An 11,360-nucleotide genomic window follows, 5' to 3' on the forward strand; every position below is an offset into this window, starting at 1 on the left:
GCGGCCGGACGCGCGCGAGCACCCGGTCGGAACGGCCGCTGACGCCCTGGTCGCTCAGCTCAGCGGCGCGCCTCTCCCGGATGAAGGCTTCCCGGAGGTTGGCCGGGAGCTCGATGGACCACGCCGCCCCCTCGAGGCGCCGGCGGACCGGCGCCGCCCGCGGCGCAGTCGCCCGTGGACGTCCAGTCCAGGCGTTCGGATGCTCGCTGCGTCGCGTCCCTCACGGCCCGGAGCGGCGGTCTCGCGGGCGCGGGTCGCTAGAGCGACAAACGGGTTGAAACCACGAGAAAGAGCAGGAATTTCACAGGGAGGCGGGGAGGCGGGGAGCGAGAGACGGCAAGAGAAAGAACTTCATTTTTTCTTCCTCCCCGCCTCCCCGCCTCCCTGTGAAAATTCTCCGGGTTTCAACGTGATCGGTGTTCTAGCACCCGGGCGCGCGGCAGATACCCATCTTGATGCGCGCGATCTCCTGGAGCTCCTCGGCGATCTCCAGCGTGCGCATCGCGGCGGCGCGCGCGAGCGCCTGGGCCTCCTCGGTGGTCGCGAGGCGCGCGAGGATGCGCCGGCCCATCTCGTGGTGATGGCCCTCGTCGGGCTGGATCACGTCGCGGTAGAGGCGCGCGGTCTCGGCGTCGCCCTGCGCCTCGCAGTAGTCGATGAAGGCCTGGTTGTGCACCTTCGCGAGCGCCTCCCGCGTGAACTGGCCCGCTGCGACGCGCTCGACCGTGGAGCCGAGCCCCTTCAGGTACCCGAACATCGGCGTGGGAGGCCCGAACCTGGCCGGCAGGGCCGACGGGTCGACGCCGAGCGCACGGAGGCGCTCGGCGATGAGCCGGTAGTGCCGCGCCTCGTCGCCGCACTGGCGGGCGAGGGCGAGCTTCACCTCGACGTCGGTCTCGGTGGTCAGCCAGAGCGCAGCCTCCTCGGTGGCCTCGAGCTCCTTCTTGAGCGCGGTCGCGAGCAGCTCCGGGATGCCGATGCCGCTCCGGGGCTCCGCCGCGCCGGCCGCGGTCCCGATGCGGGTGAGGCGCTCGCCGACCTTCTGGTCGAGCTCGTCGAGGAATTCATCTGCGTTCATGGTGAGACATGATGGGTACGCCCCGGGCGCCGGGTCAATAGGCGGTCCCTCGCGGGGGCGAGGAGGGTGTACTCTCCTGGAATGGCCTGGCGCTTCCTGCCCTCGTGGCTCGATCTCGAGTCGATCTCGATCTCGTTCGACCTGCCCGCGCGCACCGTCCTGAAGCGCGCCGGGGTGGCCTCCCTCGCGACGTCGAGCGCCACGGCGCTCCGCCTGACGCTCGCGCCGTCGCTCCTGCGCGTCGCCTTCGAGCCGTACCTCGTCATCGACCTGCCGCCGCCGCTCGGCGACATGGGGCTGCAGCAGGTCGAGTACGACTTCCGCTCAGGCGCGATGAGCCCCAACGTCTTCTACACGAAGGGGATCGTCCGGGTCGGGAAGGAGTCGGCCGAGGACGAGGCCCGCGCCTTCATGCGCGGACTCGTCACCTCGACGCCCATGGCCATCCCGCCGTACGACCCGACGAGCGATCCCGATCTCGTGCTGACGGTGCGTCAGGTGCTCTCGAACCTCGAGTCCGGCAGCGGAGGCACGGCCCCCCGCGGCGCGCGCCTCTCGGCGCGGGTGACGCTGCGCGAGGAGCTCGCGGGCGCGGTGGGCCGGGACGGGTTCCGCATCCCGGCCGGCGCGACCATCGCCGCCAGCGTCGACGTCGAGGGCACCCGCGAGGAGCTCGAGACGGCGCCGCGCGTGCAGCGCATCGAGGTCGACTGCTCGTCGGCGGTGCTGCGCAAGAACGGCGCCGACCAGGCGGATCTGCGCCGCTTCGTCCTGAAGCGCGGCGGGGACATCGCCGTCGAGCGGGTGGAGCCGCTCGGCGCGGCCGGCCAGGCGGCGGGCGTCGAGTCGCTCGTGCGCCTGTTCGGCGCCCTGACCGCGGGCGGCGGCGTCGCGCTCGACCCGAAGCACCTCGGGCCGAGCGCCGTCGAGGGGCTGGTCAAGGAGGAGATCGCGCGCGCGCTGCGCCCCGTGCTCGTCGACTGGGTGCAGCAGAACGCCCAGGTCATCGAGGGAATGGACCTGCGGAAGGTGCTCGGGATCGAGGGGGGGCAGGACGTGGCGTGAGCGAGCAGCGGGAGCGGCGGCTCGCGGCTCGCGGCTCGACGCGCGAGCGCCGCTCGCGGCGGACAGAGCTGTCTGCGCGTGGCACACAGGTGATATAAGCTCCGGGATGCGCGTCTCCGCGATCCACATCTATCCCGTCAAAGGCTGCCGGGGCGTCGCGCTCGACGCGGCGGCCGTCGACGAGCTCGGCCTCGCCGGCGACCGGCGGTTCATGATCGTCGAGCCCGACGGCAAGCCGCTCACGCAGCGCCCGCTGCCGCGCATGGCGCTCATCGAGGCGCAGCTCTCCCCGGGCGCGCTCACGCTGCGCGCCGACGGCCGCCCGCCGATCTCCGTGCCGCGCGCGGCGCAGGGCGCGCGCCTGCTCACGGTCGAGGTCTGGCGCAGCATCGGCCTCCAGGCCGAGGACTGCGGCGACGAGGCCGCCGCGTGGCTGAGCGACTTCCTGGAGCACCCGGCGCGGCTCGTCCGCGCGGGCGAGGCGTTCCACCGGCCCGTCCTCAAGTCCTCGGTGGCGCGCCCGGGAGACGTCGTGTCGTTCGCCGACGAGTTCCCGCTGCTCGTGGTGTCCGAGGCCTCGCTCGCCGATCTCAACGCTCACCTCGCGGGCAAGGGCGCGGCGCCGGTGCCGATGGATCGGTTCCGGCCCAACCTCGTCGTGAGCGGCTGCGCCGCCTTCGACGAGGACCGGTGGGGCCGCGTCCGCGCCGGAGATCTCGTGCTCCGCGCCGGCGGCCCGTGCGCCCGCTGCGTCGTCACCACGACCGATCAGCTGACCGCGGAGCGCAGCCTCGAGCCGCTCCGCACGCTCGCCGCGTACCGCCGCGATCCGCAGAAGCCGAGCGACATCAACTTCGGTCAGAACTACATTCACGAGACGAAATCGGGCACGGTGCGCGTGGGGGACGAGGTGACGCTCGCGTGACCGCGCGCGGTGGGGGCGAGGACGCCTGCGGTGCGCGCCTGCCAGCACGCCGGCAGCGTGGCGGCTCGAGCGCGGCGGGCCGCCGGAGCGCGCCGGAGCGGCGCGGACCGAGGCGCGTCCGTGATACAGGTGGAGCATGAGAAAGCATGCGCTTCGTTCCTGGATCGTCTCGATCGCGGTCGTGACCCTGATCTCCCTGGCGTCGCTCGGCAGCGCCCACGCGGGAGAGGCGGAGAAGAAGCTCGCCCGTGAGCTCACGCACCTCGTCATGCCCAGGGAGGTCTACAATGCGCTCATCGAGCAGCTGATGACCAACATGGGGGCATCGATGCAGCAGGCGGGCGCGAAGATCTCCGCGAGCGACGCCGGGAAGCTGAAGGCCGTCGTGGCCGAGGTGCTGCCTTACGACGAGCTCGTCCAGTGGAACGTCGAGATCTACGCGGGGAAGTTCACGGCCGATGAGCTGAAGGAGCTCATCAAGTTCTACGGCACGCCGGTGGGCAAGAAGACCGCGAAGCTCCTCCCCGAGATCAGCGGGGAGGTGGGGAAGAAGGTCGGCGCGGTCATCGTCCAGCGGATGCCTGCCGCGATGCGGAAGGCCGGGATCCAGTAGCGCGCGCGCCGCGCTCCGCTCCGCCGTCGCCCGCTGCCGGCGCTACCGCCGGTAGACCAGGAAGCCGGCGATGGCGTCGAGCAGCGCCCGCGGCTCGTCTGCGCGCACCGAGTGGCTGCTGCGCTCGAAGATCCGTAGATCCGCGCCCGGGATGAGGCGCGCGATCTCCTCCGAGAGATCGGGCGGGCAGATCCAGTCGTGCCGGCCGGCGATGACGAGGGCGGGCACCTTGATCTCGGGCAGGCGCGGCGTGAAGTCGAATGTCCGCATGAACGTCTCCAGGGCGACGTTCCACGCCTCGACGTTGTAGATGGTGCGCTCGCTGGGCTCGGCCGCCTTCTCCGGATCGAAGGTGGTGGAATAGAGCGGCCCCAGGGTGTCGAGGATCTCGACGAACTGCTCGTTGCTCGCGAGCTTGCCGGCCCAGAGGCGCTCGCAGGCCTCCTTCTGCCGCTCCGTGCCGCGCTCCGCCACGATCTGCTTCGCCCGGTCGATGAGGCGATGGCTGGCCGCCGTGGCCACCAGGATGAGATGAGAGATGTGCTGCTGATACCGGAGCGCATAGGCCATCGCCACCATGCCGCCATAGGAGGTCCCCATGACCACGATGCGATCGAGGCCGAGGTGCTGGCGCAGCGCCTCCATGTCCTCGACGTTGTTCTCGAGGGTATACGTGTCCTTCGGTCCGCGCGCCGAGCGGCCCTGTCCGCGATGATCGAAATAGACGAGCTGCGCGCGGTCGGCGAGCGGGCTCAATCCACCCTTGTGCGAGGAGTGGTCCGCTCCAGGGCCGCCGTGCACGACGAACATCACCGGCTTCTCGCGCATCTGCGGCCCGTCGGGGACGAGGCCCATGCCCTCGATGTCGAAGTAGATCTCGGTGTCTCGGATCCTCGCGCGCATCGCTCGAGGGTACCCGATCGGCGGCGCACGGGAGGCCCGGGCGGCAGGAGGCGCGCGGCGCAGGCGGGCGGGGAGGTGCGGCGCGGGCGGAGCAGCGCGCGTGCGCGGTGCGCGCGGGGGAGCAGCGGAAGCGCAGCGTGTTGCAGGGGCAGCAGCGGCCGCCGAGCGGCCGGCGAGGCGCGAGCGCGGGCTGGTGGCCGCCGTCAGGCGACGCCGTGCTGGGCCAGCCAGTCGAGCTGGCGCTGCCAGGCGTCGGCGGCAGCCTCGGGCCGGTAGCTCGGCCGATAGTCGGCATAGAAGGCGTGCGGGACCTCGGGGTAGACCCGGATCTCCGAGCGCGCGGCGCCGGGCGCGCTGCCCGCCGCGGAGGCCGCCCGGAGCGCGTCCTGGAGCTCGGTGACGGTCGACAGCGGGATGCCCTGGTCCTGCCCGGCGTAGAGGCCCAGCACGGGCGCTTGCAGCGCGCTCGCCACGTCGATCGGGTGCTTCGGGTGCACCTCGGTGCGATCGCCGGTGAGGCGACCGTACCAGGCCACAGCGGCCTTGAGCGCGGGGTTGTGCGCGGCGTAGAGCCACGTGATGCGCCCGCCCCAGCAGAAGCCCACCGCGGCCGCCTTGCCGACGTCGGCCTTCCCGGAGGCGCCCGCGAAGGCCACGCTGGCGTCGAGGTCCGAGAGGACCTGGCGATCGGGCACGCGGCCCGCGAGCGCCCGGAACTCGTCGACGGTGCCGAGGCGGCTCGGGTCGCCCTGGCGAACGAACAGGTCGGGGGCGAGGGCGTAGTAGCCGCGCTTCGCGAGGCGACGGACGACGTCGCGGATGTGCTCGTGGACGCCGAAGATCTCCTGGATCACCAGCACCACGGGAAAGGGGCCGCCCGAGGCGGGGTGGGCGCGGTAGCCGGGGAGATCGCCGGCCGGCGCGGGGATGGTGATCGGGCCGGCGATGAGGCCGGTGTCATCGGTGTGGATGGGCTCCGGAGCATTGCTCTCGGCGATCGGGGTGGAGGCGGTCATGGTCCGGCCCGGAGCAGCCTTTGTGCCACGGAGACGACCCGGACGGCGCGACCCGACCCAGGTTGAGGCGGCCGACCCGGGTTGAGGCGGCCGACCCGGGTTGAGGCGGCCGACCCGGGTTGAGGCGGCCGACCCAGGTTGAGGCGGCCGACCCAGGTTGAGGCGACCGACCCAGGTTGAGGCGACCGCCGCCGCAGCGGCGCCGCAGCTACCCCGCCGCGCGCGCGCCCTCGGCGGCGCCCGCCTGCGGCCGCGGCTGCGCGGCGCTCCCGGTGCGCTCGGCGAAGAAGTCCCGCGTGCGCCGCCACGAGAGCTGCGCCGCCTCGGCGTGGTACGCCGGCCGCGTCTCGTTGAAGAACCCGTGGCGCGTCCCCGGGTACACGAACGCGATCAGCTCCCGCCCAGCGCCCCGGAAGGCCGCCTCCACCTCGGGCGCCCTGGGCGTGATCGCCGGGTCCTCCTCCGCGTAGTGCACCTGCAGCGGAAAGCGCACGCTCTTCACCTGCTCCAGGGCCGGCGCCTGCCCGTAGAACACCGCCCCCGCCGCGAGCTCCACGCCCGCAACCGCGAGCTGCCCGACGAGCCCCCCGCCCAGCGAGAAGCCGACCGCGGCGATGCCCCCCGGACGCACGTCGGACCGGCCGGCCAGGTGCGCGACCGCGGCCCTCGCGTCGGGCAGGTACGTCGACGTATCGCGGCCGCCGAACCAGGCGAACACCTTCTTCAGGCGCTCCTGCTCCTCCGCCGGCAGCCGGGCGATCACCTCATCGCGGTCGGGCGCGCGCAGCAGCCCCACGCCCCGGGCCACCTCCGCCTCCGTGAAGCTCCGGTGGGCCGCGTCGTGCGAGTAAAGGTTCGGCGCGAACGCGAGGTACCCCTCCTGCGCGAAGCGCCTGGCCAGCTCGATGGTGTGCGCGGTCAACCCCAGCCCCTCGTGCAGGATCAGCACCGCCGGCGCCGGCGAGCGCCCCGCCGACGAGGGGCGCACCTGCACCGCCTCCACCGGCCCGCGCGGACCCTGGAACGACGTCCTCTCGAAGCCGGCGCCCGCCGCGGTCACGCCTGCACCTCCGCCGCGGGCGCCGCGTCCTTGCGCGCGGCCTTCAGCTTGCTCGGGGGCCGCTTGCCGAACGGCTCGCCGGCCACGATCTCGGAGCGGACGCCGTCGACCCCGACCGGGATGTCCCCGGTAAGCGTCACGCGGTAAAGGACGCGCTCGACGTCGAGGTGCCCGAGGTCCTGCGGCCCGAGGTGCGCCGTCGCCCGGTTGTCCCAGAAGGCGACGCTGCCCGGCTCCCACCTGAACCGTACGGTGTACGACGGCCGGCTGATCTGCTCGAAGAGCAGGTCGAGGATCGCGCTGCTCTCGCGCGGCGACAGCCCCACGATGTGGCTCGTGAAGCCGGGGCTGACGAACAGCGCGCGCTCGCCGGTCTCGGGGTGGACGCGCACCACGGGGTGGACCGAGATCAGCGGGTTCTCGCGCACCTTGCGCAGGTACGGGCTGTCCTGGTCCTGCGGGGCGAACCGCAGCCCGAAGCGGTGCTCGGCCCGCAGCCCGTCGACGAGCGCGCGCAGCGGCGCGGAGAGCCCCTCGTAGGCGGCCACGAGGTTGGTCCAGGTGGTGTCGCCGCCGTAGGGCGGCAGGATGTGCGCCCGCAGGATCGACGCCGCCGGCGGGTTCACGGCCGCGGTGACGTCGGTGTGCCAGCGGTTCTCGTAGCTGAACCGCCTGCCGTAGCGCTTGTCGTAGCGGCGGCTGTCGATGGCGAGGATCTCCGGGTGCTCGTCGAACGGCTCGTCCTCGTGCGGGTGCGCGTACGTCACCTCGCCGAAGCGCGCGGCAAAGGCGATCTGCTCGGCGTGGCCGAGCGGCTGGTCCCGGAAGAACACGACCTTCCACTTCAGCAGCGCCGCGCGGATGGCCGCCACGGACTCGTCGGGCAGCGGCTTCGAGATGTCGGCGCCGTGGATCTCGGCGCCGATGTGCCCTGCGAGCGGCTTCACCTGGATGGCTTGATCGGATGGTCTCTGGCTCATGGCTGTCCTCCGCGTCGTCCCCCCGTCACGGTCGTGTCGGTCGGCTATGCGGATGCCGTGCCAGGGAGGGGACGGCGGCGCTGGCCGTCAGACGGTCCACGAGGGGCACGCGGATACCCCGAGCCTGTCCGCACGATCGATGGCGTCGGCCGCCTGCTCGGAAAGACGATCTGGGGACGCGACGAGCCAGAACCAGGCGTGCGTCTCCAGCACGATCACGGCTTCAGGTTCTCCTCATCGCATGTCCACGCGTCGGCGCTCGCGACAGGAGATTCGACCTCGTCGACAAACCGAGCGGAGCCGGCAAGTCGTCCAAACCGCTCAGGGTGACGCCGGAGGGACGGGGCGAGCGAAGGTGCGCCCTCCGTCGTGGGTGCGTTTGCGGGGGCGATGTGCTTGGCCCGGAGGCGTTCGACGATGGGGAGCAGCGCATGGACGTCCTCATCGGAGAGCTCAGCGAGCTGTTGAACCAGAAGCTGTCGACGTGCGCGAGCTCTACGAGGCGGCGGCTGAGCCGGGGGCTTGAGGGACGGAGCAGCGGGTTTGAACACCGCGTCAGCTCACCGGGGCCTACCCGGCCCGTCCTTGTCGTGGCCGTCGTCCTGCCGAGCCTGACACCTTGCAAGAACGGTCCAATGCATCTGGTGCTGTGACGGCGCTCCGCTCATATCGCCGGTACCGGCGCCGCAAGCCCTGTCAGCAGGACGAGCGGGCCCGGTTAAGTGCTTCACCCCCCAGGCCGAGGAAAGGGCGCGCGCGCTCCTCGCGAGGTAGGTCGTCCGCCGAGGCGGACCCCGACCGTCGGGTCGCCGCGCTCGGGGCGCGGCGCACATGATCGAGAGATCAGCGCAGATGCCAGGCTCGATCGTGGGCGCATTGCATGACATGCAGCGCTCGAGCCCGCTTGTTCTGACACAGAATCGAGACGGTGATGTCGAGCGAGCGCCTCACGAGCCGGGGGCGCGCAGGCGATGCCTCGTCATGCCGTGAGCGTCTGCGCTCCGCAGATCGCGTTGCCGCGCGAGCTCGCGCTGGAGCGCGCCGGCGAGGCTGCGGCTCTCGGCGAGGCGCTTTGCCCAGACCCGCTTCAGCCGTATCCACAGGGTACGACGGATGCCGATCGCGTCGAGCGCGGCGGCGAGGTGGCCGCGCTCGGCCGCCACGGTGAGCCGCGCGTAATCGCCGAGCTCGAAGGGCCCGCGATGCGCCTCCCATTCCTTGATGTACGCGGCGTCGTACGCGTCGCGGAGCGCGTGCCCGCCGCGCCGGTCCTCGTCATCCATGGCGACGCTCCAGCGCCGCTCGATCTCGGCGAAGCGCGCCTCGGAGAGCCCGTGCGCGCCCAGCACGTCGGCCCGGGGCGCGCGCCGCTCCAGGAGCTGCGCCGCGACGGTCGCATAGCGCTCGACGCCGAGGTCCACCGGCTCCACCGGGTCGGCCGGCGGGGCGGACGGCGCCTTCGCCTGAGGGGCGCTGAGGGCCGATGGCGCGGGCGGCACGCTCGGTGGGGGTGGGGCGCTGGGCGCGCTCGGCGTGAGCATCGCGGACGGCGCGCTCGGCGCAGGCGGAACGCTCGACGTGGGTGGCGCGCTCGGCGCGGGCAGTGCGCTCGGCGTGAGCATCGCGGACGGCGCGCTCTCGGCGGACGCGCCCTCGGTCGACCACGGCGCGCCGGGGATGGGAGCAGGCCTCACCAGGCGCCACTCCGCGGCAGGTCTCGGGGTCGCAGGAAACGGCAGCGCCGCCGACGCGGACGCGCGGGCGTCGTCGTCCGGGGACAGCGCGAGCGTCGAGAGCGGCGCTGCCGCGTCGAGCGGCATGACCGCGTGGAGCAGCGCCGCCGCCGAGGCCGGCGCCGCCGCCGAGGTCGGCAGCCTCGCGCCCGCGGCGCACGGGCCCGAGGAGCGATCGAAGGGCAGCGCGTGCCTCACGCTCGCCGCCGCGTCCTCGTCCGGTCCAAGCGCCACCGTCGCCGCATGCGGAGCGCGCGCTGCCTTGAACGGGGTCACCGGACGCACCGTGGTCGCCGGCGCCTCGTCCAGGTCCAGGAACATCGTCTCCGCCGGGCGCGGCCGGCTCACGGGCTCCTCGGCCATGACGATGGTGCCGGCCAGCCCGCGCTGCGAGACGGGCGGCCCCGCCGCCTCCGCCCGCCTCGCGCTGGGCGGAGGCTCCCACGCGATGGGCGCCCCGGCGACCTCGACGCCCGCGACGATGCGCACCGCCGCCAGCGCGCCCGCGTGGGGGAGCGGCAAGCTCCGACGCCAGACCAAGGTGCACCGCTCCTCATCGCCGTCGATGTGCAGCGTGTCGGCGACGAGATCGAGGCGAAGCCCCTCCGCCACCCCGAAGCCGCCGAGCCCGTGGATCCGCGCCGCGCCGCGCGCGCTGGGCAGCCGCATCGCGACCCGCGGCAAGCCCGGGTGGAGGCCCTCGAGCACGATCCACTCGTCGCCGCGCAGGTGATCGATCTGCTGGCCCTCGGGCGCCGCCTGGAAATAGCCCCAGTCGAAGCCCTCGGGGATCTCGGCAATGGGCGCTTCCAGCACCTTCCGCGGCGTCGAGCCGAGCCGCCGCCGGCGCGCCGGCAGCGCGCGCGCGACCGGGCCGAAGCACGCCGGGCGGCTCGGATCCCTCGGATCGAGGAGGTTCGCCGCGGCGGGGTCCGGGCCCCGCCCGAACGGGTTCTCCTGCCCGCCCGCCCCGCTCGTGGCGCGGTCGCAGGTCAAGGGCATCCGCTCGAAGCCGCAGGGATCGCGGACGAGGAGCTGCCGGTCGAGGAGGAGACGGCTGCCCTCGGCGATCGCGAGCCGCACGGGCATCGATTGCACCCTCGTCCCGCGCGGCGCGTGCGCGTGCCCCGTGAACGTCACGTCGGCGCGGCCGAGGTAGGGGGCGAGGTCGCTCGAGAAGCGGATACCCCGGATCGGATTGTTGCCGTGGTGTACCTCGGCGCGGTTGATCGGCTGCGGCTCGGCGAGCGGCATCTCCGCGTCCGGAGCGAAGGCGAAGGTCGCCTTGACGATCGCGGTGAGGTGGAGCTGTCCCTGGGCCGTGCGCCACGCAACGGCGGTCGCTGTCGTTCCGGGGAGCGCTATCACGGCGTCGCGGGGGAGGGCGTACTCGAGCATGCCAGTACGCTTGTTATCATGAGGAAGGCGCCGAGGTTCGTTACGCCTCCGCGACAACCACGTCAGGATCCGAGCGCCCGGACCGGCCGTCGGCAATGCGCCGGCGCGGCATCGCCGTCGCATTTTTCTCTGCGCGGGAACCGGCCCCCGGTCCGGGAGAGGTACGCGCGCCCACACCGGGCGTCGATCTGGATTTTTCCAGCGCGTTCCGGGGGGAAACGGCCCGGAAGCATCGAGTCGCCACCGTGGGCTCCAGCGGAGGATACCAATGCACACTGTGCATGCGAACCATGCCACATATGAATTGGATGCACACCACCCGGTGAACTAGACCGTTCTTCAGTCGAGGAGAACATGAACCGTCAAGAGACCAGGGACGTGAGGGACGCGAGGTGCGCGAAGAGCACCAAGAAGAGCAGCTTTCTGGGAGCGCTCGGCGTGCTCGGCGCTTTGGCGCTCCTGTTCGAGCCGGCTCGCCCCGAGAGCTGCGGCCGACCGCCGCTCGGGAGCGGCGAGCACACGCGAAGGAGATGAACCGTGAAGGACGCCAGCGACGCCGGGGACGCCGGGACAGGCGCGTGAGTCTCCG

Annotated in this window: 11 protein-coding genes; 4 read left to right on the forward strand and 7 right to left on the reverse strand. The window is 72.7% G+C overall.

What is annotated here, in order from left to right:
• Positions 1–421: 421 nt before the first annotated feature.
• Positions 422–1,078: a ferritin-like domain-containing protein gene (locus tag WME89_RS00530; RefSeq protein ID WP_438007331.1), complete on the reverse strand. Its 657-nt coding sequence runs from the start codon at positions 1,076–1,078 to the stop codon at positions 422–424.
• An 81-nt stretch (positions 1,079–1,159) separates the two neighbouring features.
• On the opposite strand from WME89_RS00530, the gene WME89_RS00535 reads away from it, so the two are divergent.
• The 3 genes from WME89_RS00535 (at position 1,160) to WME89_RS00545 (ending at position 3,681) form a co-directional block, all read left to right on the forward strand.
• Positions 1,160–2,143 (forward strand): hypothetical protein, encoded by a 984-nt coding sequence (locus WME89_RS00535; RefSeq protein ID WP_438007332.1) that lies wholly within the window; start codon positions 1,160–1,162, stop codon positions 2,141–2,143.
• A 106-nt stretch (positions 2,144–2,249) separates the two neighbouring features.
• The gene (locus WME89_RS00540) at positions 2,250–3,068 is read left to right on the forward strand and encodes an MOSC domain-containing protein (RefSeq protein WP_438007333.1); all 819 of its coding nucleotides are present in this window, start codon (positions 2,250–2,252) and stop codon (positions 3,066–3,068) included.
• Between the two features lie 136 nt (positions 3,069–3,204).
• A complete protein-coding gene (locus WME89_RS00545) occupies positions 3,205–3,681 on the forward strand; it encodes a DUF2059 domain-containing protein (protein WP_438007334.1) in 477 nt (158 codons plus the stop codon).
• 42 nt (positions 3,682–3,723) lie between these two features.
• Here WME89_RS00545 and WME89_RS00550 read toward each other — a convergent pair whose 3' ends face one another.
• From WME89_RS00550 to WME89_RS00575, 6 genes are all read right to left on the reverse strand, one after another.
• Entirely contained in the window at positions 3,724–4,584 is an 861-nt protein-coding gene (locus tag WME89_RS00550) for an alpha/beta fold hydrolase (RefSeq protein WP_438007335.1), read from the reverse strand.
• Between the two features lie 203 nt (positions 4,585–4,787).
• Positions 4,788–5,600 carry a dienelactone hydrolase family protein gene (locus tag WME89_RS00555; protein ID WP_438007336.1) on the reverse strand — a complete coding sequence of 271 codons (813 nt, stop codon included), beginning with the start codon at positions 5,598–5,600 and terminating at the stop codon, positions 4,788–4,790.
• 208 nt (positions 5,601–5,808) lie between these two features.
• Positions 5,809–6,660 carry a dienelactone hydrolase family protein gene (locus tag WME89_RS00560; RefSeq protein ID WP_438007337.1) on the reverse strand — a complete coding sequence of 284 codons (852 nt, stop codon included), beginning with the start codon at positions 6,658–6,660 and terminating at the stop codon, positions 5,809–5,811.
• Entirely contained in the window at positions 6,657–7,640 is a 984-nt protein-coding gene (locus tag WME89_RS00565; protein ID WP_438007338.1) for a TauD/TfdA dioxygenase family protein, read from the reverse strand. Before WME89_RS00565 ends, WME89_RS00560 begins: the two co-directional genes overlap by 4 nt.
• A gap of 87 nt (positions 7,641–7,727) precedes the next feature.
• Positions 7,728–7,859 carry a hypothetical protein gene (locus WME89_RS00570; protein ID WP_438007339.1) on the reverse strand — a complete coding sequence of 44 codons (132 nt, stop codon included), beginning with the start codon at positions 7,857–7,859 and terminating at the stop codon, positions 7,728–7,730.
• 728 nt (positions 7,860–8,587) lie between these two features.
• On the reverse strand, positions 8,588–10,771 hold the full coding sequence (locus WME89_RS00575; protein WP_438007340.1) for a DUF2169 domain-containing protein: 2,184 nt from the start codon (positions 10,769–10,771) through the stop codon (positions 8,588–8,590).
• 354 nt (positions 10,772–11,125) lie between these two features.
• On the opposite strand from WME89_RS00575, the gene WME89_RS00580 reads away from it, so the two are divergent.
• Positions 11,126–11,305 (forward strand): hypothetical protein, encoded by a 180-nt coding sequence (locus WME89_RS00580; protein ID WP_438007341.1) that lies wholly within the window; start codon positions 11,126–11,128, stop codon positions 11,303–11,305.
• Positions 11,306–11,360 lie beyond the last annotated feature (55 nt).

Source organism: Sorangium sp. So ce321 (assembly GCF_051530195.1).
Classification (GTDB): domain Bacteria; phylum Myxococcota_A; class Polyangia; order Polyangiales; family Polyangiaceae; genus Sorangium.